This window comes from Zobellella endophytica (genome assembly GCF_003012775.1).
Classification (GTDB): domain Bacteria; phylum Pseudomonadota; class Gammaproteobacteria; order Enterobacterales; family Aeromonadaceae; genus Oceanimonas; species Oceanimonas endophytica.
The window spans coordinates 82,299-101,983 of record NZ_PXYG01000007.1 but is presented as its reverse complement, the minus strand read 5'-3'; the positions used below and the strand labels follow the sequence as shown (position 1 = coordinate 101,983).

At 64.4% G+C, this 19,685-nt stretch carries 20 protein-coding genes; 11 read left to right on the top strand and 9 right to left on the bottom strand.

Translation table 11 applies throughout. From position 1 onward, the window contains the following. Positions 1–132 precede the first annotated feature (132 nt). The 4 genes from deoC (at position 133) to deoD (ending at position 4,311) form a co-directional block, all read left to right on the top strand. Positions 133–906, top strand: a complete 774-nt coding sequence (deoC, locus tag C7H85_RS15035; protein ID WP_106730516.1) for a deoxyribose-phosphate aldolase — start codon at positions 133–135, stop codon at positions 904–906. After that, the gene (deoA, locus tag C7H85_RS15030) at positions 906–2,237 is read left to right on the top strand and encodes a thymidine phosphorylase (RefSeq protein WP_245879687.1); all 1,332 of its coding nucleotides are present in this window, start codon (positions 906–908) and stop codon (positions 2,235–2,237) included. The genes deoC and deoA overlap by 1 nt, the downstream gene beginning before the upstream one ends. Then, positions 2,234–3,451: a phosphopentomutase gene (locus C7H85_RS15025; protein WP_106730514.1), complete on the top strand. Its 1,218-nt coding sequence runs from the start codon at positions 2,234–2,236 to the stop codon at positions 3,449–3,451. The genes deoA and C7H85_RS15025 overlap by 4 nt, the downstream gene beginning before the upstream one ends. Before the next feature lie 140 nt (positions 3,452–3,591). Then, a complete protein-coding gene (gene deoD, locus C7H85_RS15020) occupies positions 3,592–4,311 on the top strand; it encodes a purine-nucleoside phosphorylase (protein WP_106730513.1) in 720 nt (239 codons plus the stop codon). Here the strand turns inward: deoD and C7H85_RS15015 are convergent. Next, positions 4,303–4,854 (bottom strand): hypothetical protein, encoded by a 552-nt coding sequence (locus tag C7H85_RS15015; RefSeq protein WP_245879686.1) that lies wholly within the window; start codon positions 4,852–4,854, stop codon positions 4,303–4,305. The genes deoD and C7H85_RS15015 overlap by 9 nt on opposite strands. Positions 4,855–4,967: 113 nt before the next feature. On the opposite strand from C7H85_RS15015, the gene serB reads away from it, so the two are divergent. Then, positions 4,968–5,945: a phosphoserine phosphatase SerB gene (gene serB, locus C7H85_RS15010; RefSeq protein ID WP_168388271.1), complete on the top strand. Its 978-nt coding sequence runs from the start codon at positions 4,968–4,970 to the stop codon at positions 5,943–5,945. On the opposite strand, the gene C7H85_RS15005 is transcribed toward serB, so the two are convergent. Beyond that, positions 5,896–8,166, bottom strand: coding sequence for a PilZ domain-containing protein (locus tag C7H85_RS15005; protein ID WP_106730510.1), 2,271 nt, complete (start codon positions 8,164–8,166; stop codon positions 5,896–5,898). The two genes, serB and C7H85_RS15005, sit on opposite strands and share 50 nt — an antisense overlap. Before the next feature lie 71 nt (positions 8,167–8,237). Here C7H85_RS15005 and radA point away from each other — a divergent pair, with 71 nt between their 5' ends. Next, positions 8,238–9,605, top strand: coding sequence for a DNA repair protein RadA (radA, locus tag C7H85_RS15000; RefSeq protein WP_106730509.1), 1,368 nt, complete (start codon positions 8,238–8,240; stop codon positions 9,603–9,605). Here the strand turns inward: radA and C7H85_RS14995 are convergent. Continuing rightward, positions 9,602–9,967, bottom strand: a complete 366-nt coding sequence (locus tag C7H85_RS14995) for a PilZ domain-containing protein (RefSeq protein ID WP_106730508.1) — start codon at positions 9,965–9,967, stop codon at positions 9,602–9,604. The two genes, radA and C7H85_RS14995, sit on opposite strands and share 4 nt — an antisense overlap. A gap of 13 nt (positions 9,968–9,980) precedes the next feature. Continuing rightward, entirely contained in the window at positions 9,981–10,448 is a 468-nt protein-coding gene (gene rsd, locus C7H85_RS14990; RefSeq protein WP_106730507.1) for a sigma D regulator, read from the bottom strand. A gap of 212 nt (positions 10,449–10,660) precedes the next feature. Here rsd and hemE point away from each other — a divergent pair, with 212 nt between their 5' ends. Next, positions 10,661–11,728, top strand: a complete 1,068-nt coding sequence (hemE, locus tag C7H85_RS14985; RefSeq protein WP_106730506.1) for a uroporphyrinogen decarboxylase — start codon at positions 10,661–10,663, stop codon at positions 11,726–11,728. A 70-nt stretch (positions 11,729–11,798) separates the two neighbouring features. Here the strand turns inward: hemE and mepM are convergent, their stop codons facing one another. Together mepM and C7H85_RS14975 are read right to left on the bottom strand one after the other, a co-directional pair. Further along, the gene (gene mepM, locus C7H85_RS14980; protein WP_106730505.1) at positions 11,799–13,145 is read right to left on the bottom strand and encodes a murein DD-endopeptidase MepM; all 1,347 of its coding nucleotides are present in this window, start codon (positions 13,143–13,145) and stop codon (positions 11,799–11,801) included. A 189-nt stretch (positions 13,146–13,334) separates the two neighbouring features. After that, positions 13,335–14,381, bottom strand: coding sequence for a zinc ABC transporter substrate-binding protein ZnuA (locus C7H85_RS14975; RefSeq protein WP_106730504.1), 1,047 nt, complete (start codon positions 14,379–14,381; stop codon positions 13,335–13,337). An 87-nt stretch (positions 14,382–14,468) separates the two neighbouring features. On the opposite strand from C7H85_RS14975, the gene znuC reads away from it, so the two are divergent. After that, positions 14,469–15,206 (top strand): zinc ABC transporter ATP-binding protein ZnuC, encoded by a 738-nt coding sequence (gene znuC / locus C7H85_RS14970; protein WP_106730503.1) that lies wholly within the window; start codon positions 14,469–14,471, stop codon positions 15,204–15,206. Next, positions 15,196–15,984: a zinc ABC transporter permease subunit ZnuB gene (gene znuB, locus C7H85_RS14965; RefSeq protein WP_106730502.1), complete on the top strand. Its 789-nt coding sequence runs from the start codon at positions 15,196–15,198 to the stop codon at positions 15,982–15,984. Before znuC ends, znuB begins: the two co-directional genes overlap by 11 nt. Here znuB and C7H85_RS14960 read toward each other — a convergent pair. After that, positions 15,981–16,559, bottom strand: a complete 579-nt coding sequence (locus C7H85_RS14960) for a uracil-DNA glycosylase family protein (RefSeq protein WP_106730501.1) — start codon at positions 16,557–16,559, stop codon at positions 15,981–15,983. The genes znuB and C7H85_RS14960 overlap by 4 nt on opposite strands. Continuing rightward, entirely contained in the window at positions 16,559–17,503 is a 945-nt protein-coding gene (locus tag C7H85_RS14955) for a D-2-hydroxyacid dehydrogenase (protein ID WP_106730500.1), read from the bottom strand. Before C7H85_RS14955 ends, C7H85_RS14960 begins: the two co-directional genes overlap by 1 nt. Before the next feature lie 154 nt (positions 17,504–17,657). Between C7H85_RS14955 and C7H85_RS14950 the strand changes: the two genes are divergently transcribed. Beyond that, entirely contained in the window at positions 17,658–18,239 is a 582-nt protein-coding gene (locus C7H85_RS14950) for a YjaG family protein (protein WP_106730499.1), read from the top strand. On the opposite strand, the gene C7H85_RS14945 is transcribed toward C7H85_RS14950, so the two are convergent. Continuing rightward, entirely contained in the window at positions 18,236–18,718 is a 483-nt protein-coding gene (locus C7H85_RS14945; protein WP_106730498.1) for a MarR family winged helix-turn-helix transcriptional regulator, read from the bottom strand. The genes C7H85_RS14950 and C7H85_RS14945 overlap by 4 nt on opposite strands. A 166-nt stretch (positions 18,719–18,884) precedes the next feature. Here C7H85_RS14945 and hutC point away from each other — a divergent pair, with 166 nt between their 5' ends. Further along, positions 18,885–19,595 carry a histidine utilization transcriptional repressor HutC gene (hutC, locus tag C7H85_RS14940; RefSeq protein ID WP_106730497.1) on the top strand — a complete coding sequence of 237 codons (711 nt, stop codon included), beginning with the start codon at positions 18,885–18,887 and terminating at the stop codon, positions 19,593–19,595. Positions 19,596–19,685 lie beyond the last annotated feature (90 nt).

The following is a 19,685-nucleotide window of genomic DNA, read 5'->3' as shown; positions in this document are numbered from 1 at the left end:
GGCGTGGGGAGACCTTATCCCGATGGCGCCGAACCAGAGTAAGGCGGCACCTAATTTGCGGTTAAACGGATTTAAACTGTCTTCAAGGAACCAAGTCCGCTCGTTCACACCTAGTGAAGACTGGAGAAGCAAATGACAGAGATACACACCGCAGCCCGCCAGGCCCTGGGCCTGATGGATCTGACCACCCTCAACGACGACGACACCGACGCCAGGGTGATCGCCCTGTGCCAACAGGCGGTGACCCCGGCCGGCAACACCGCCGCCGTCTGCATCTACCCGCGTTTCATTCCCGTGGCCCGCAAGACCCTGCGCGGCCTGGGGGTGGAAGGGGTGGTGAAGATTGCCACCGTCACCAACTTCCCCCACGGCAACGACGACATCGAGATCGCCGTGCGGGAAACCCGTGCCGCCGTGGCCTACGGCGCCGACGAAGTGGACGTGGTCTTTCCTTATCGCGCCCTGCTGGCCGGCAACGAACAACTCGGCCTCGAACTGGTACGCGCCTGCAAGGCCGCCTGCGGTGAGATATTGCTGAAGGTGATCATCGAGAGCGGCGAGCTGAAGGTGCCGCAGCTCATCAAGCGTGCCTCCGAGCTCGCCATCGAGGGCGGCGCCGACTTCATCAAGACCTCCACCGGCAAGGTACCGGTCAACGCGACCCTGGAGTCCGCCGACATCATGCTCAAGGTGATCCGCGACAGTGGCAGGGACATCGGCTTCAAGCCCGCCGGCGGTGTGCGCACCGCCGAAGAGGCCCGGCAATACCTGCAACTGGCCGCCAGTATTATGGGTTCCAACTGGATTAGCCCCGCCCATTTCCGCTTCGGCGCCTCCAGCCTGCTGGCCAATTTGCTGCATACCCTGGGTGAAAGCGACAAGGGTGCCGCCGAAGGAGGCTACTGATGCTGCCCCAGGAAATTATCCGCCACAAGCGCGATGGCCAGGCGCTCAGCGCCGAGGAAATCGCCTTTTTCGTCAGGGGCATCGCCGACGGCAGCATCTCCGAGTGCCAGATCGGTGCCTTCGCCATGGCGGTGTTCTTCAACGACATGAACGACGAGGAGCGCATCGGTCTGACCCTCGGCATCCGCGACTCGGGCGAGGTGCTGGACTGGTCCGGCATGGGGCTCAACGGCCCGGTGCTGGACAAGCACTCCACCGGCGGGGTGGGGGATCTGGTGTCTTTGGTGCTGGGGCCCTGGGTGGCCGCCTGCGGCGCCCATGTGCCGATGATCTCCGGCCGCGGCCTGGGCCACACCGGCGGCACCCTGGACAAGCTCGAGTCGATTCCCGGCTATAACATCATGCCCCCCAACGCCGACTTCCGCCGGCTGGTGAAGGAGGTGGGGGTGGCCATCATCGGCCAGACCGGCAGCCTGGCCACCGCCGACAAGCGGCTGTACGGGGTGCGGGACGTGACCGCCACCGTCGAGTCCATTCCGCTGATCGTCGCCTCCATCCTCGGCAAGAAGCTGGCCTGCGGCCTGGACGCCCTGGTGATGGACGTGAAGATGGGTTCGGGTGCCTTTATGCCCACGGCGTCGGCGTCGCGGGAGCTGGCGGAGGCCATCGTCACCGTGGCCAATGGCGCCGGCACCTCCACCTCGGCCCTGCTCACCGACATGAATCAGGTGCTGGCCAGTTGCGCCGGCAACGCGGTGGAAGTGGCCGAGGCCATCGCCATGCTGAAAGGCGAGATCCGTCAGGGCCGCCTCTATGAAGTGACCGAAGCGCTGGCGGTGGAAATGCTGCTGGCGGGCCGCCTGGCCGAGGACGAAAGCGAGGCCAGGGGCAAGCTCTACGGCGCGCTCAGCTCAGGGACCGCCGCCGAGCGCTTCGAGCGGATGGTGGCCGGGCTCGGCGGCCCGGCCGATATCCTCACCAGCTTCGAGCGCCGGCTGCCCAGAGCACCGATTATCAAACCGGTGCTGGCCGAGGCGGAAGGCTATATCGTCGACATGGACACCCGCGACATTGGCATGGCGGTGGTGGGCCTGGGCGGCGGTCGCCGCCGGTCGGACGATGTGATCGATCACGGTGTCGGCCTGACCGCCATCGCCGGCATCGGCGAGCGGGTCGAGGTCGGCACCGAGCTGGCCATCGTCCATGCCCGCAATGCAGACGACTATGCCGCCGCGGCCGAACAGGTCCGCCGCGCCATGATACTGGGCGAGCAGCGGGAAGAGGCGCCCCACATGATTTATGACGTGATCCGTCAGCAGGAGGCAGAATGAAACGCGCAATAGTACTGGTACTGGATTCCTTCGGCATCGGCGCCGCGCCCGACGCCGCCCAGTTCGGCGACGAGGGCGCCGACACCCTGGGCCATATTGCCGCCGCCTGTGCCCGGGGCGAGGCGGACAACGGCCGCCAGGGGCCGCTCCGGCTGCCCAACCTGGGCCGGCTCGGCCTGTTCCACGCCCATGCGGAGAGCACCGGCCAAGTGGCCGAAGGGGTGACCCTGCCCGCCGACGTCACCGGCAGCTACGGTTATGCCCGGGAGCTGTCTTCCGGCAAGGATACCCCCTCCGGCCACTGGGAAATCGCCGGGGTGCCGGTGCTGTTCGACTGGGGTTACTTTCACGACACTGAAAACAGCTTCCCCCTGGCCCTTATCGACGAACTGGTGGAGAAGGCCGGGCTGCCGGGCATTCTCGGTAACTGCCACGCCTCCGGCACCACCATCCTCGAACAGCTGGGCGAGGAGCATGTGCGCACCGGCAAGCCGATCTGCTACACCTCGGCGGACTCGGTGTTCCAGATAGCCTGCCACGAAGAGAGCTTCGGCCTGGAGCGGCTCTATGAGTTGTGCGAGCTGGCCCGTGAGCTGCTGATGCCCTACAACATCGGCCGGGTCATCGCCCGCCCGTTCCTGGGCGGGAGCGCCGCCGACTTCGCGCGCACCGGCAACCGCCGCGACTACAGCATAGCGCCGCCGGCCGCGACCGTGCTGCAGAAGCTGGTGGAGGAGAACAACGGCGAGGTGGTGTCGATCGGCAAGATCGCCGACATCTACGCCCACTGCGGCATCACCCGCAAGATCAAGGCCAATGGTCTGGACGAGCTGTTCGACGCCACCCTGGCGGAGGTGAAGCGGGCCGGCGACGACACCATCGTCATGACCAACTTCGTCGACTTCGACTCCAGCTACGGCCACCGCCGCAACGTGGCCGGCTACGCCGCCGCCCTGGAGGCCTTCGATCGCCGCCTGCCCGAGCTGCTGGCCATCATGCAGCCGGATGATCTGCTGATCATGACCGCCGACCACGGCTGCGATCCGACCTGGACCGGCACCGATCACACCCGCGAGCATATCCCGGTGATCTGTATCGGTGGCGGCCTCGCGGCCGGCTCCCTGGGCGGGCGCGAGACCTTCGCCGATATCGGCCAGTCCCTGGCGGCCTATTTCGGCACCAGTCCGATGGATTACGGCAAGTCGTTTTTATAAGCACCGGAGCCGTCACTCCCGCCTGCGCGGGAGTGACGGCCGCCGTTTTGGTCGATTGAAATGGACCCTGCTCCCGCGTGGGAGTGACGGCAGAAATGATTGCAGTTTTGATGTAACCGACAAGATTAACGAGGAATATTATGGCTACTCCACATATCAACGCCGAACGCGGCGATTTCGCCGATACCGTACTGATGCCCGGTGACCCGCTGCGCGCCCAGTACATCGCCGACACCTTCCTGTCCGACGTCAGGCTGGTGAACAAGGTGCGCAACATGCTCGGCTTCACCGGCAGCTACAAGGGCCGGCGGATTTCGGTGATGGGCCACGGCATGGGCATCCCTTCGGTGTCCATCTACGCCAAGGAACTGATCACCGAGTTCGACGTGACTACCCTGATCCGTATCGGCTCCTGCGGCGCCGTGCGCGACGATGTCAACTTGCGCGACGTGGTGATCGGCCTCGGCGCCAGCACTGATTCCAAGGTCAACCGCATCCGCTTCAAGGATCACGACTTCGCCGCCATCGCCGACTTCGAGCTGGTGGCCAACGCGGTGGCGGCCGCCAGGGCCAAAGGCGTACTGGTCAAGGTAGGGAACATCTTCTCGGCGGACTTGTTCTACTCGCCCCAGGCGGATCTGTTCCAGTTGATGAAGGACTACGGCATCCTCGGGGTGGAGATGGAGGCGGCGGGCCTGTACGGCGTGGCCGCCGAGTTCGGCGCCCGGGCCCTGACCATCTGCACCGTGTCCGATCATATACTGCGTCACGAGGCGCTGAGCGCCGACGAACGCCAGACCAGCTTTAACGACATGATGGAAGTGGCGCTGGAGTCGGTGCTGCTGGGCGACTCAGCCTGACGCCTCCCCCGGGGGAGGCGTCCCGGCCTCCCCCCTGCCGGCGATCCGCCGCTGCCACCGGTGGAGGCCGAACCACAACAGCGCCCCCAGCAGGGTACACAGCGGCAGCAGCCAGCCCAGGTGACGGCGCAGCTGCGCCCAGATTCGACTCTGCTCCGCCGCCAGGGTTGCCTCATCCAGCCCCAGTCGCAAGAACCCCACCGGCCGGTCGTCCAGATACAGCTCCCGTACATAGGGCTCCGACGCCGGCTGGCCCACCTCGCCGGACGCGGCCAGCAGCTTGCCCTTGCCATCATACAGCCGGGCCGATAGCACCAGGCCGGCGGCGGCCAGTTCATCCACCAGTTGTTGCTGGGTTTCGGTATCTTCGGTGGTGAGGGCGCGCACCGCCTGGAGCTCGGCGTAGTCGGCCAGGGGGGCGGCCGCGTGGCGTTGGGGCAGGCTCTGCCAGCGTTGGCCAAGCTCGGTCAGTTGCACCAGTTGCCAGCCCGCGGCGAGCAGGAGCGACGCCGGGAACAGCAGCATTATCAGGGGTCGGAACATCACGGCCATCTTGGTTTTGGAACGACGGCCAATATTGTCCCTTGCCTGGCGAAAAAGCAATACGCTACCCTGAGCGCCGGTTTTTGTTGTGATACAAGGATAAACGAGTGGCGATGTCGATGGATACATTACCCGAACGGGTCCAGGAATGGGCCTCTCTGCTGGCTGAAGGTCCCTGCTTGTGGCGGGAAGGCCGCTTCGTTGCGGGGCGGCTCCCGTCCCCCGCGGGGCAACTGGTGCTGCTGGCGGAGCGACTGGACAAGGCGGCCCTGGCCCGGAGCCTGCCGATACTGGCGGCCGAGCAGGTAGAGGTGGAGCTGTCGGCGGTCAAACGGATCGCCGAGCGGGATCTGCTGTGCCTGTCTCTTTCCGCCTGGAGCCCCGCACTCAAAGCCCGGCTGCAGGCCGTGGCCGACGACTGGGATCTGGCCTGCGTACCGGCCCTGCCCACGGCGGGCGAGCCGGGACTGGTGCTGATGGACATGGACTCCACCGCCATCCAGATCGAGTGCATAGACGAGATCGCCCGCCTGGCCGGGGTGGGTGACGAAGTCGCCGCCATCACCCGGGCGGCGATGGAAGGGGCGTTGCCTTTTTCCGAAAGCCTGCGCCGTCGGGTCAAGGCCCTGGCCGGAGCCGACGCGGCCATCATCGACCAGGTGATCGGGCGCATGCCGCTGATGCCGGGATTGACCACCCTGGTCACCGGGCTACAGGAGCTGGGCTGGAAGGTGGCCATCGCCTCCGGCGGTTTTACCCCCTTCGTCTGCCACCTGCAACAGCAGCTGGGGCTGGACGCGGCCTTTGCCAATACCCTGGAGATCCGCGACGGTCGGCTCACCGGCGAGGTGCTGGGGGCCATCGTCGATGCCGAAGCCAAGGCCAATATCCTGGTCAACCTGGCCCACGAGCACAACATTCCCATCGGCCAGACCGTGGCCATCGGCGACGGCGCCAACGATCTGCTGATGCTGGCCCAGGCCGGCCTGGGCGTGGCGCTGCATGCCAAGCCGCTGGTGCAGGAACAGGCCCCGGTCTGTATTAACCGGCTGAGTCTGGAAGGGGTGCTCGGCCTGGTGCAGGCACACTGAGGCGTTGCCGCCGGCGTACCAGGTCGGTGATATCGAAGATCTGGCACAGGGCGGCCAGTTCGGCCAGCTGCTGCTCCAGCTGCTGGGTCTTGTGCAGCGCCGCCCGGGTCAGATCTTCCCATTCCGGGACGAAGTAATCGAGCTGCCGCAACTGCAGCCGGTTGAGGAGCAGCAGGCTGACGCGCAGCCCCCTGGCCCGGGTCGGATCGAGCAGAAACCGCCGCCGGCCCGGGTCCGGATTGAGCAGCAGCCAGCGCTTGCCGTCGTCGGCGGACTCCGCCGTCCATATCTCCAGGGTCAGGTGGCTCTTGCCGTCGGGCCTGTGCAGGGTGGTGATCATGGATTGCAGCAACTGGCGCGAGACCAGCCGGCTGAAATGGGCCTGCTGGTATTCGTTGGACAGGAAGGCCATCAGTTCGCGCTGGGCCAGGCAGGCGACGGCGCCCTGCACGTAGAAGCCGGCATCGTTGCGGCCCAGGATGAAAGCCGGTGAGGGGGGTTGCTGCAGCGCCTGGCGGCAGAGCCACATCAGCCAGGCCGGCCGGTGGTGGCTGTCGGGACGGGCGCGCAGCTTGTCCTGGTTCTGCTCGAGCAGGGCCGAGAAAAACTGAAACCCCGGATGAGACTGGGCGGGCCCCTCGATATGCAGGTGCAACACTTTGCCGTCGCCGCTCTGGTTCACCACCCGGTAGGGCAGTTCGTGCAGTTTCCACTGCCGGCTGCGCTTGCCCAGCTCGGTCAGGCTGATGCCGACCAGGCAGGGCAGGTCGAGGCGCTCGGCCGCGGGCAGGGTAATCTTCAGGCCGCTGGCCGAGATGTCGTCGGTGTGTCCTTCGAGCTCCCGCCCGGCCAGTTTCAGGGTGATCGCGGTCTGGTGGCGGAAGCGCGGCTCCTGCCGTTTGGAAGCCTGCCGGCTGAGGGCGATGCACTGCACCGGCTGCGGCCGGGCCTGGCGCAGAAAGGGCGCCAGCTGTTGCAGCCCGCCCCCGTCGTCCACCGGCGGCGGCAGTTCGGGCAGGGGCGTCAGCCAGATGTGCCAGGCCAGCCGCTGCAGCCGTTTCGACCCCTGGTGATCGAGCGCTTCAATCGCCTGATCGGTGAAGTTCAGCTCCCGGATGCTGAGATAATAGCTGCGCAGGGTGCCGGCCCTGAGCCCCTCGTTCACGAATGCCGAGCAGGCCTGCTGCCGTTCCAGCTCGTATTGATCGGCCACAAAGTAATAGGGTTGGCTCTTGCCCTGGTGACAGAAGCTGTACAGCAGCCGGGGCTCCCGGGGACGGCAACTCAGCTGCAGCACCCGCTCCGGGCTGAGCAGGGTGGCCAGCAGATCGCCCGGCTGCTGTTGCTGCCAGTGGGCCAGCAGCTTGTTGCCGTGGCGGTTGGCCAGCACTTCCTGCAGGGCGCCCCTGGCATCAAAAAACAGCGACAGGCTGAGGCTGGTTTCGAGCAGGGCCTGGCCCCAGCACTGGGCCAGGGCCGTGTCGTAGAGGTCTTCCGCATCCATTCCGTAACGGGGCCGGCTCTGCTCGATAAAGCGGGTCAGGGCCTGATCCCACTCCGAGTCCGGCTCCTGCCGGTGCAACTTGAGCCGGGTGCCGCCCTCGTCCTGGCTGAGCCGGTAGTGCCTGGGCGAGGCGAGGCAGGCCAGCCCGGGGGTTTTGGCCAGTTCGGGAAAGGCAACCCCCACCTGTTCAGGCAAGGTCACCGGCCGGGGCGTCTGTGCCAGCAGGCCATGGACCGAGATATCCAGGCTATTGGCCCTGAGCCGCTGCTCGCCGAGGTGCAACTCCAGGGGCGTGACGAAGCGCAACCGGTTTTCCTTGCGCCGGGTGCCGAGGGTCGGCAGGTGCCAGGGCAGGGTGTTGAACATCGACGGCTGCTTGCGCAGGGCCGCCAGCTCGGCGATCAGCGCTTCATACAGGCCGCGGGTGTATTCGCCGTTGTAGTCGGCCAGCATGCTGGTGAAACGGGCCGCCAGGGCCGGCGGCAACAGATGATCCAGCCCCTGGTGGCGGAACGGCCGGCACTGCTCCGGAAACAGGCTGCGCAAATCCAGCACCCGCAGACAGGGGCTGGTGAGCCGGCGGACTTCCGCTTGCAACTGAAAACGGGTGTTGGCATCGGCGTCGGGCAGCAGCTGTTCCAGCAGGGCGTCCGGATCCTGGTGATAGCTGAGGGGAACCAGTTTGTTGAGCAGGGCTTTGTAGGGGCTTAGGTCCATCTTGCCTTTCGGTTGAGTGAGCCAAAAACTTGGTCCAGTATAACAGCTCGTCAATGAATGAGTGAGACAGCATGGCCAAGTCCAAAACCGCCTTCGTCTGCGGCGAGTGCGGCGCCGAATTTCCCCGCTGGCAGGGGCAGTGTTCCGAGTGCAGGGAGTGGAATACCATCACCGAAATCCGCCTGGCGCCGGCGACCGCAGCCAGCCGCAACAGCCGCTTCGCCGGCTATGCGGGCGTGCAGGACAACAAGGTGCAGACCCTGAGCGAGATTGCCCTGACCGAGATCCCCCGCATCGGCAGCGGCTTCAGGGAGCTGGATCGGGTGCTGGGCGGCGGCCTGGTGCCCGGCTCGGCCATCCTGATCGGCGGCAACCCGGGGGCGGGCAAGAGCACCCTACTGCTGCAGGTGATGTGCGGCCTGGCGGGGCGGATGAAAACCCTGTACGTGACCGGGGAGGAATCCCTGCAGCAGGTGGCGATGCGGGCGCAGCGGCTGGGGTTGCCCAACGACCAACTGCGCATGCTGTCGGAAACCGGGGTCGAGCAGATCTGCCATATCGCCCGGGAAGAACGGCCGGCGGTGATGGTGATCGACTCCATCCAGGTGATGCACGTGGCCGAAGTGCAGTCGGCGCCGGGATCGGTATCCCAGGTGCGGGAGGCGGCGGCCCAACTGACCCGCTTCGCCAAGCAGCAAGGGGTGGTGATCCTGATGGTGGGCCATGTCACCAAGGACGGCACCCTGGCGGGGCCCAAGGTGCTGGAGCACTGCATCGACTGCTCGGTGCTGCTCGACGGCGCCACCGACAGCCGTTTCCGTACCCTGCGCAGCCACAAGAACCGCTTCGGCGCGGTAAACGAACTGGGGGTGTTCGCTATGACCGAGACCGGCATGAAGGAAGTGAGCAACCCCTCCGCCATCTTCCTCAGCCGGGGCGAGGAGCAGACCACCGGCTCGGTGGTAATGGTGATCTGGGAGGGCACCCGGCCGCTGCTGGTAGAGCTGCAGGCGCTGGTGGATTACTCCCAGCTGGCCAATCCGCGCCGGGTGACGGTGGGCCTGGAGCACAACCGGCTGGCGCTGCTGCTGGCGGTGCTGCACCGCCACGGCGGCATGCAGATGGCGGACCAGGATGTGTTCGTCAACGTGGTGGGCGGGGTGCGGGTCGAGGATACCGGCGCCGACCTGGCGCTGCTGCTGGCGCTGGTGTCGAGCTTTCGCGACCGGCCGCTGCCGAAAGAGCTGGTGGTGTTCGGGGAGGTGGGGCTGTCCGGCGAGATCCGGCCGGTGGCTTCGGGTCAGGAGCGGCTGATGGAAGCGGCCAAGCACGGCTTTACCCGCGCCATCGTGCCCTGGGCCAACCGGCCCAAGCAGCCGCCGGCAGGGATGGACGTGATCGCCGTCAAAAAGCTGGATGAAGCGCTGGCGGCGCTTTAGTCCTCGGCCACCAACTGGGCGAGCTGACGCTGCAGCAGCTGGTCGTCGCCCAGGTTCAGCTCCACCAGCCGGCGCAGGTAGCCGGCGCTGTCGATATCGATACGCAGGCATTCCAGGCCGATACAGTCATGGTGGTGATGGCGCTGGCAGGTCTGCATGATGATATGGTGGCCATGGCTGTCGAGATCCAGCTGCAGTTCGAACCGATCGCCGCTTTGCCCGGGCCAGTCCTCGGCCACCGCCGCCAGCACACCGTGCAGCGACAGATCGCGGATCAGCACGTGGTGATGATGGCCGGCGCCATCGACCAGCCAAGCCTTGGCCTTGAAGTCGATGCGGGAAAACAGTCTGCGCTCAGCCATAACATGCTCCTGTTCAGGCGGGTTGGCCGGTATCCAGCCGATCCACCAGATCGAGTGCCGAAACCAGCCTGTCTTCCAGTTCGAAGCGCTCTTCCAGCACTTCCCCCAGATGATTGAGATCCCGGTCCAGCTCCATCATGGTGTCATCATCGGCCTGGGTATATTTATCGTGGAAATTCAGCGCCTCGTCGGTGTTCTGCTTGATACGCGGATAAATTCGCTCGGCCAGAATTCGGGAATTGCCCCGGGTCGCCTCGAAGGCGGCCACCACATAATCATAGATTTCAAAGTGGCCGGCTGAGACATAATCGACCAACTGGCCGCAGAATTCATCGAGTTCGGCCTGGGTGGGCAGGGCTTTCTTGTTGGTGGAGAGCCGGATGTATTCAACCAGCAGGTTCTGACGAGCATTGATAAACGCATCCAGGGCGTGGTGTTTTCCCGCCAGTTGCGCTTTGGTTTGTTCCATTTTCCGGAGCATGATTCCCTCCATGGGCTGCCTGGGACAGGTAGTGATAGAGTATAAGTAAAGAAAAGATGCCCGGTGGTCAATAGGCCGAGTCTCAAGTTGCGTGTTAGTTCCTTATTCTCTGCCCTGCGCGGGAGAGGAGAGCGGCGGTGAGCACTTTTTTCTGTTCCCCGCGCTGTGGTGGTACAATAGCGCCAATTTGCCACCTGATCCGGAACGACGGGATGAACACACTCAAGAATGATCGCTACTTACGTGCCCTTTTACGCCAGCCGGTGGACTACACCCCGGTATGGATGATGCGCCAGGCCGGCCGCTACCTGCCCGAGTACAAGGCCACCCGAGCCCAGGCCGGCGACTTCATGTCGCTGTGCAAGAACGCCGAACTGGCCTGCGAGGTGACCCTGCAGCCGCTGCGCCGTTTCCCGCTGGACGCGGCCATCCTGTTCTCCGACATCCTCACCATTCCAGATGCCATGGGCCTGGGCCTCTATTTCGAAGCGGGCGAAGGCCCCAAATTCGAGCGGCCGGTCGCCTCCCTGGCCGATGTGCAGAAGATCGGCGTGCCCGATCCGGAGCAGGAACTCGGCTACGTGATGAACGCGGTGCGCACCATCCGCCGCGAGCTGAAGGGCGAGGTGCCGCTGATCGGCTTTTCCGGCAGCCCCTGGACCCTGGCCACCTACATGGTGGAAGGTGGCAGCTCCAAGGCCTTCACCAGGATCAAGAAGATGATGTACGCCGAGCCGCAGGCCCTGCACCTGCTGCTCGACAAGCTGGCCGACAGCGTCACCAGTTACCTCAACGCCCAGGTGGCCGCCGGCGCCCAGTCGCTGATGATCTTCGACACCTGGGGCGGGGTACTGACGCCGCGCGACTACAACGACTTCTCGCTGCAGTACATGGCCAAGATCGTCGACGGCCTGGTGCGGGAAAGCGAGGGCCGCCGGGTGCCGGTGACCCTGTTCACCAAGAACGGCGGCCAGTGGCTGGAAGCCATCGCCGCCACCGGTTGCGACGCCGTGGGTCTGGACTGGACCATCAACATCGCCGATGCCAGGCGCCGGGTCGGTGACCAGGTGGCGCTGCAGGGCAATATGGATCCCTCCATGCTCTACGCCCCCATTCCCCGCATCGAGCAGGAAGTGGCGACCATACTGGAAGGCTTCGGCCAGGGCTCCGGCCATGTGTTCAACCTGGGCCACGGCATCCACCTGGACGTGGATCCGGAGCACGCCGGCGCCTTTATCGACGTGGTACACCGGCTGTCCCGGCCCTACCACCAGGGCTGAGCTTCAGCAGCAGACTGTTGAAACAAAAAAAAGCGCCCTCGGGCGCTTTTTTGATGGCGATGGCCGGTGCTTAGCCGGCGAACTCCCGCTTGTACTGCTCCACCCTGGCCAGGAAGGCACGGTGTTCGGCGCCGCTCAGGCCTTCGGCCATCGGCAGCTTGACCTGCATGGGATCCACCGGCCGGTTGTTGACGTGGAACTCGTAGTGCAGGTGTGGGCCGGTGGAGCGGCCGGTATTGCCGGACAGGGCGATACGCTGGCCCCGACGCACGGTATCGCCTTTCTTCACCAGGAAGCGGCTGAGGTGCAGGAAACGGGTGGTGTACTGGCGGCCGTGCCGGATCACCAGGTAATTGCCGGCCAGGGCGTGACGGACGGCCTTGACCACCACGCCGTCCCCCGGAGCCAGCACCGGGGTGCCGGTGGGCACGGCGAAATCGGTGCCGTTATGGGGCTGAACCCGGCCGGTGACCGGGTGCTTGCGGTTCAGGTTGAAGTTGGAGCTGATGCGCATGTTGCGCTCCAGCGGAATGCGCACGAAACCACGTTCCAGGCTTTCGCCTTTTTCGTTGTAGAAGTTGCCGTCTTCGTGGCGGAACACCTGGTAGCTCCTGCCCTTGTTGGTGATCTCCACCGCCTGCAGCTCGGACTTGCCGGTGCTCTGGCCGTCGACGAACTCCCGTTGCACCAGTACCTTGAAACTGTCGCCCTGGCGCAGGTCCCGGGCAAAGTTCAGTTGCCACTGGAACAGGTTGGCGACCCGCTGGATCTGGCTGGGAGAGAGGCCGGCATCCCGGGCGCTGATGTAGAAGCTGCCGTTGATCACGCCGCGCAGGGAGCGGGTTTCCCAGTTGCTTTCTTCCGTTTTCAGGCTGCTCTGGTAGTTTTCGCCGGAACGGCTGAATATGCGGGTATGCAGCACATCCTGCTGCATCTTGAACTCCTGCAGCAGGTTGTCTTCATCGATCAGCAGGGACAGGGTCTGGCCGGGCTTGAGGCCGTCGAGGGTGCGCTCTTTATCGGCTTCGAGCAGCTTGTACATGGTGGCCAGGGGCAGGCCCAGGCCGTTGAAGATGGTGCTCAGGGTATCGCCGCGCTGCACCACATATTCCTGCCACTCGGGTTCGCCGGCGGCGATCACGTCCAGTGCGTCGACCGGCTCTACCGGGCCGATCTCATCATGGGGCAGGGTGTAGAATTCGGTGTTGCCGACCTGTGACTTGGGTTCTTTCGGCAGGTTCAGGCTGGCCGGGATGCTGATCCTGACCGGCTGTTCGATCAGTTCGCCGGGTGAGGGCATCATCACCGCCGTGGTCAGGGTCAGGCCGCTCAGGAGGATAATACCGTATAAGTGCCGCTTGGGTAGTGGAGTAGGCATTCCCTGCAGTTTAGTTTGTATCGGGCGGAGAGGATTCATCCGGATTACCTGTGCCTGTTGGTTGCTAAACTATGCATGCAAAAACCGCTCTATCCTTCCCTGTATGGATCCAAAGATAATAAAGCGGCCGACGTCTTATCACAAAATGGCCCGCACAGGCGGGCCACCATGGTTAGTGCATCGCTTGATACGAAAGTTCCACACTATACCAAATTTAATTTCAAATTTTTATGATTCATTGAGTAAACATACGGCCATGGCCTCGGCCGTCTGCCGCATGAACTCGAAATATCCGCCAGGGCCGGCCTCGATATCGGCGGCCAGCGGGTCAAGCACCCCGATGCGCGCCGGGGTATTGCGGACCACCGCTTCCAATACCGCCGGGCGGAACTGGGGCTCGGCGAACACGCACTCGGCCTGCTCCGCTTTCAGCGCCTGATGGATTCGGCTAACGGTCTGGGCGCCGGGCGCCCGCTCCGGGTTGACGGTAAAGTAACCGCGGGACGGCAGCCGGTAGTGTTCTTCCCAGTAACCATAGGCGTCGTGGAACACGAAGTAACCCTTGCCGCGGGCAGGGGCCAGACGGGCCGCCACCTCCTGATCCGTCTGCGCCAGTTTTGCCTGGAAGGCGGCCAGGTTGCGTTGGTATCGTTCGGCATTGGCCGGATCCAACTCGCTCAGGCGCGCGGCCAGCAGGACGGCGATACGGGCGCCGTGATGGGGATCCAGCCAGATATGGGGGTCGCGGCCCCGATGATCGTGGTCGTGCCCGTGCGCGTCATCATGGTTTCCGATCGCGATTTTATCGGTATGATGACCGTCGTGACCGTCGTGACCGTCGTGACCGTCGTGACCGTCGTGACCGTCGTGACCGTCGTGACCGTCGTGACCGTCGTGACCGTCGTGACCGTCGTGACCGTCGTGACCGTCGTGACCGTCGTGATCCTGGTGATGATGGTCCTGTTCTTCCGGCTCGATCAGGGCCAGCAACGCCAGGTTGTTACCCTTGTCGCCGAGCAGCGGGGTCAGAAATCCTTCCATCTCGGGGCCGATCCACATCACCAGATCCGCCTGACCGATCCGGCGTAGGTCGGAAGGCCTGAGGGCGTAGTCGTGAGGGGAGGTGCCGGGGGCAAGCAGCAGCCCGGGAGGCTCGCCGCCCTCGGTGATGGCGGCGGCGATCAATTGCAGGGGTTTTATCGTGGTCAACACGTCCAGGGCGCGGGCCTGGCTGCTCAGCAGCAAGGTCAGCATCAGCAACAGTAAGGGTCTCATGGGCAGGATCCGCTCGATTCGGTTCTGGAGTTTGGTAAGCTGGCAATGTTATAATATTACAAATGAAATTGTAAAGGCGCTGAGGGCATGAGCAAGCTGGTGGAGTTGACGGACGTCGGCCTGGAGGCCGACGGTAATGTGATCCTGGAGCAGATCTCGTTCAGCCTGAACCGGGGGGAGATCCTGACCATCGTCGGCCCCAATGGCGCCGGCAAGAGCTCGCTGATCAAGCTGGTGCTGCAGCTGCGCGCGGCCAGCTCCGGCCAGCTCTGGCGCAAGCCCGGGCTGCGCATCGGCTATGTGCCGCAGAAACTGCACCTGGATCCGGTGTTGCCGCTGACCGTGGCCCGCTTTCTGAGCCTGTCCCACGGGCGCCGGCTGACGGTGGCCCAGGCGCTGTCCCGGGTCGGGGCGGAACGACTGGCCGAGCGGGCCATGCAGGCCCTGTCCGGCGGCGAGATGCAGCGCATCCTGCTGGCCCGGGCCCTGATGATGGAGCCGGAGCTGCTGATCCTGGACGAGCCGGCCCAGGGGGTGGATGTACACGGCCAGACCGAACTCTATGCGCTGATCAAGCAGCTCAGCGACCAGCTTCACTGCGGCGTGCTGATGGTGTCCCACGATTTGCACCTGGTGATGGCCAGTACCCACAGGGTGATTTGCCTGAACCAGCATATCTGCTGCCACGGCGAGCCGGAGCACGTGGCTCGCCATCCGGAGTTCGCCCGCCTGTTTGGCCGTCCCGAACTGGCCCAACTGGCGGTCTACACCCACCATCATCATTGCGACGATGAACATCACGGAGACGTGCGCCATGTGGGATAGCTTTTTGCTCTACGCCCTGCTGGCCGGCCTGGGCATTGCCGTGCTGGCCGGGCCGCTCGGCAGCTTCGTGGTCTGGCGGCGTATGGCCTATTTCGGCGATACCCTGGCCCATTCCTCCCTGCTGGGGGTGGCGCTGGGCCTGCTGCTGCAGATCGATCTGACCCTGGCGGTGCTGGTGGCCTGCCTGGTGCTGGGGATACTGCTGGCCAGCCTGCAGCGGGCCAGCTGGCTGGCCACCGACACCCTGCTCGGCATCCTGGCCCATACCGCCCTGTCCCTCGGTTTGGTGGCACTGGCGTTCATGGACAATGTGCGGGTCGATCTGATGGCCTACCTGTTCGGGGATCTGCTGGCGATTCAGCCGCTGGATCTGATTTGGATCTATGGCGGTGGCCTGGTGCTGCTGCTGATCCTGCGCCATTTCTGGAGCCAGTTGCTGTCGATCACCGTCAGCGAGGAGCTGGCGCGGGTGGAAGGGGTCCGGGTCGAGGCGCTCAAACTGCTGTTGCTGCTGATGATCAGTGTGCTGATCGCGGTGGCGATGAAGTTCGTTGGCGCGCTGATCATCACCTCGTTACTGATCATCCCCGCCGCCACCGCCCGCCGCTTCAGCCGCACCCCTGAGCAGATGGCGTTCTACGCCATGGGCCTTGGCATGCTGTCGGTGCTGGGAGGGCTGCAGCTCTCGGTGCTGCATGATACCCCTGCCGGCCCCTCGGTGGTGGTGGTGGCCGCCAGCCTCTTCCTGCTCTCTCAATTTTTGCCGAAGCGGGGTTAGCCCCGCCCCAGCACCTGGTGCACTCGTGCCCGCAGGGCCGGCAGTTCTTCCCGTTCGAACCAGGGATTATTGGCCAGCCAGCGGCGGTTGCGGGGGGAGGGGTGGGGCAGGGGCAGCCGGCCCGGGGCAAATTCCCGCCAGTGGCGCACCGTGTCGGTGAGGGTGCGGTAGCGCTTGCCCAGGTAGTAGCGCTGGGCGTACTGGCCGATCAACAGGGTGAGTTCGATATGGGGCAGGGCCGCCAGGATCTTGTCGTGCCAGGTGGGGGCGCACTCGGGGCGGGGCGGCAGATCACCGCTCTTGCCCTTGCCCGGGTAGCAGAAGCCCATGGGCATGATGGCGAACTGCTCGGGGTCGTAGAACTGTTCCCGGCTCACCTCCAGCCACTTACGCAGGGTGTCGCCGGAAGGATCGTTCCAGGGTATGCCGGTTTCGTGCACCCGGGTGCCCGGCGCCTGGCCGATGATGAGTATTCTGGCCCCGGCACCCAGCTGCACCACCGGGCGGGGCCCCAGCGGCAGATAGGCCTCGCACAGCCGGCAGGCCCGAATTTCCCAAACCAGCTTTTCCGTCATCAGTAACCCAGATCGAAATTCACCAGCCCCTCCATCGGTTTGCCTTCGATGTACTTGAGGTAGTTGCGGCTGAAGCGGGTGACGATCTGCTCCGGAAAGCTGTAGCCGGCGTTGTGCGGGGTGATCACCACGTTGGGCAGATCCCACAGCGGGCTCTCCGCCGGCAGCGGCTCGGTGGCGAACACGTCCAGCACCGCCGCGCCGATGCGGCCGCTGCGCAGCGCCTGTACCAGGGCGGTTTCGTCCACCGCATCCCCCCGGCCGACGTTGAAGAATACCGCCCCCGGCTTGATATGATTGAGCCGCCCGGCATTGAACAGGTTGCGGGTTTCGGGGGTGGACGGGATCACGCTCACCACCACATCGGCCCGGGGCAGCACCTTGTTCAGCGCCGGCATTTGATAGGTTCTGTCGAATCCCGCTGCTTCCCGGCCGGAACGGCTGATGCCCAGCACCTCCATGCCGAAGTGGCGGGCGGTGTCGGCGATATGCTGGCCGATGCTGCCGGTGCCGATGATCAGCATGGTCTTGCCGGTGATGCTCTGGTAGGGGATGGGCTGCCAGTCATGCTGACGCTGCTGCTCCCGGTAATGCCGCAGGTGGCGGGTGATCGACAGCAGATGACCGAAGATGTATTCACTGATGAGCGGACCGAAAATGCCGCGGATATTGGTTAGCAGGTAGTCCTGGCGGCAGCCGGGGCCGAGCAGCACGTCGACGCCGGCGTAGGTGGACTGGACCCATTTCAGTGCGCGGGCATCCTTGAGCCGGGCCTTGATGCGGGCGGGTTCGCCCAGCAGGATGTCGGCCCGGGTCAGGGCGGCCTGGATGTCCGCTTCTTCCCGCGGGGCCAGTATGGTCAGCCCGGGCAGATAGGCCCCTTTCAGCAGGGCGTTGTATTCGGCGTTATCCTGACTGAGCAGCAACAGGGTATGATTGGCCATACCTTCTCTCCTCAATATGCTTTTTGTACCAGCTTTTTATGAGACAATGGCACAAGCAAAAACATATACCAGTGTTTCCCGCATAAAGTGTGAGCCCCGGCCACAAACGGTCAGATTGGCGGCAGTGCGGCGAGCCCAACCACAAGGATCCCCCGTGTTCGGTGACAAATTTTATAAGAAACTCAACAAGCTGATGCCCTGGCAGCAGACGGTGTTCGCCCTGGCCTTGGCCGAGCGCATGTATCCCAACTACCGGCTGTTCGCCGAGACGTCGGGCTTTGGCGATGGCGAGCGCTTCCGCCATGGCCTGGACGTGCTTTGGACCTACCTCACGGTGAAAGGCTCGCGGGTGGACTTGTCCGCCGAGCTGGAGGCCTTTGAGCAGTACATCCCGGACCCGGTCCGTTTCGACTCCTACGGCGCCTACCCGGCGCTGGACGCCTGCGTGGCCCTCGGCGCGGCCTACAACTCGGTGATCTGCCGGATTGGCGAGGAATCGATGGAGGCGAGCAATGCGTCCCTGGGCGCGGTGGCCGGTTTCGCCGAACTGCTGGCGGAGCAGGAACTGAGTGACGAAGAGCTGTACGAGCACGAACTGATGGAAGCGGAAATGGAGTTTCAGGTGGATCTGCTTGAGCGGGTGGCCCAGCCGAGGGAGGCCGAGTCCATCCTGGCCATCCGCGACTTCGCCGCTCAGGGCGGGGTATCCAACATCGGCATCAGCCTGCAGGACTAATACTTTTCTTCTTGGATCAGGCTGCCTACCTGCAACAGGGGCGCCACGTCCAGGTCGTTGGCGTTCATCATCGAGGAGATCCGCTGCAGGGAAGACAGCAGCAGATTTTGCTCCCAGGCCTCCAGTGCCTGGAACTGCTGGATAAAGTTTTCCTGCAACGGCCTGGGGGCGGTTTTCAGCTTGGCGACCCCTTCTTCCGTCAGCACCGCATGCACCTTGCGTTTGTCGGTGAGGCTACGCTCCCGGCGGACCAGCTGTTTTTGCTCCAGCCGGTCGATGATGGTGGTGGCGGTGGCCTGGCTCATGTTGGTGTGCTGGGCCAGCTTGCGCATGGTGATGTCGCCATGATCGCTGATCGCCTGCAGCAACAGCAGCTGGGGTCCGGTGAGTCCGGACGCCTTGCTGAGCTGACGGGAATGGAGATCGATGGCGCGAATGATCTGACGCAGCGCCACCAGCACTTCTTCATGTTTTTCCAAGATATACCTGCCGCCGGTACCTGCTGAATTGGCGCGCACCTTAGCGCAAATCGCCCTTTGTTGAAAGCCCCGGGCACAAAGTGTCCGCACGCCGGCTGTTTCGGCGGCGGGTGGCTGGGACTGGCATTCAATTGTATGTACAATTGGACCAGCAGCAGGAGGCCATGTGACCCAATCAACCCCCCTTTACCAGCAGATCAAGCAACATATCCTCGACCGCATCCAGTCCGGGGAGTATCCGCTGCACCAGCAGATCCCCCCCGAGCAGGAGTTGGCCGGTCAGTTCAGCGTGAGCCGGATGACGGCGCACAAGGCGATCCGCGATCTGGTGCAGGAAGGCTACCTGATGCGCCGGGCCGGACTCGGCACCTTCGTCACCGAGCCCAAGGCCGAGTCACCCCTGGCAGACATCAACAATATCGCCGACGAAGTGCGCCAGCGCGGCCATGACTACAGCAATAGCGTGATCCTGCTCGACAGTATCCGGGCCGACGAGGAAATCGCCCTGCAGATGGGCATGCGGCTCAATGCCCGGGTGTTCCACTCGGTGATAGTGCACCTGGAGAACCAGGTGCCGATCCAGGTGGAGGAGCGCTTCGTCAATCCGGCGCTGGCGCCCGATTACCTGGGTTGCGACTTCAGCGAGATGACCCCCAATGCCTACCTGGTACAGCATTGCCCGCTGTCGGATCTGGAGCATATCGTCGAGGCGCGGTTGGCGCCGCCGCAGATCCGTGAGTGGCTGCAGCTGAAGGCGGACACCCCCTGCCTGCTGGTCAGCCGCCGGACCTGGTCGTTGCATCAACTGGTGAGCTTTGCCCGGTTGTGGCATCCGGGCAACCGCTACAAGCTGCGTTCCACCCTCAAGCTGGGCTGAGCGCCGCCCCGGCACTCAGGGTTGCGGGAGCGGGCCGGAATCACAATACTTCCCGCTTCCCGCTTCCCGCTTCCCGCTTCCCGCTTCCCG

Coding starts and splice junctions, on each gene's coding strand:
- C7H85_RS15025 (WP_106730514.1), top strand. CDS start 2,234: ATGAAACGCGCAATAGTACTGGTACTGGATTCCTTCGGCATCGGCGCC.
- C7H85_RS14960 (WP_106730501.1), bottom strand. CDS start 16,559: ATGACGGAAAAGCTGGTTTGGGAAATTCGGGCCTGCCGGCTGTGCGAG.
- C7H85_RS15005 (WP_106730510.1), bottom strand. CDS start 8,166: ATGGACCTAAGCCCCTACAAAGCCCTGCTCAACAAACTGGTTCCCCTC.
- C7H85_RS15015 (WP_245879686.1), bottom strand. CDS start 4,854: ATGTTCCGACCCCTGATAATGCTGCTGTTCCCGGCGTCGCTCCTGCTC.
- deoC (WP_106730516.1), top strand. CDS start 133: ATGACAGAGATACACACCGCAGCCCGCCAGGCCCTGGGCCTGATGGAT.
- radA (WP_106730509.1), top strand. CDS start 8,238: ATGGCCAAGTCCAAAACCGCCTTCGTCTGCGGCGAGTGCGGCGCCGAA.
- C7H85_RS14955 (WP_106730500.1), bottom strand. CDS start 17,503: ATGGCCAATCATACCCTGTTGCTGCTCAGTCAGGATAACGCCGAATAC.
- znuC (WP_106730503.1), top strand. CDS start 14,469: ATGAGCAAGCTGGTGGAGTTGACGGACGTCGGCCTGGAGGCCGACGGT.
- C7H85_RS14975 (WP_106730504.1), bottom strand. CDS start 14,381: ATGAGACCCTTACTGTTGCTGATGCTGACCTTGCTGCTGAGCAGCCAG.
- znuB (WP_106730502.1), top strand. CDS start 15,196: ATGTGGGATAGCTTTTTGCTCTACGCCCTGCTGGCCGGCCTGGGCATT.
- rsd (WP_106730507.1), bottom strand. CDS start 10,448: ATGCTCCGGAAAATGGAACAAACCAAAGCGCAACTGGCGGGAAAACAC.
- mepM (WP_106730505.1), bottom strand. CDS start 13,145: ATGAATCCTCTCCGCCCGATACAAACTAAACTGCAGGGAATGCCTACT.
- hemE (WP_106730506.1), top strand. CDS start 10,661: ATGAACACACTCAAGAATGATCGCTACTTACGTGCCCTTTTACGCCAG.
- serB (WP_168388271.1), top strand. CDS start 4,968: ATGTCGATGGATACATTACCCGAACGGGTCCAGGAATGGGCCTCTCTG.
- deoD (WP_106730513.1), top strand. CDS start 3,592: ATGGCTACTCCACATATCAACGCCGAACGCGGCGATTTCGCCGATACC.
- deoA (WP_245879687.1), top strand. CDS start 906: ATGCTGCCCCAGGAAATTATCCGCCACAAGCGCGATGGCCAGGCGCTC.
- C7H85_RS14995 (WP_106730508.1), bottom strand. CDS start 9,967: ATGGCTGAGCGCAGACTGTTTTCCCGCATCGACTTCAAGGCCAAGGCT.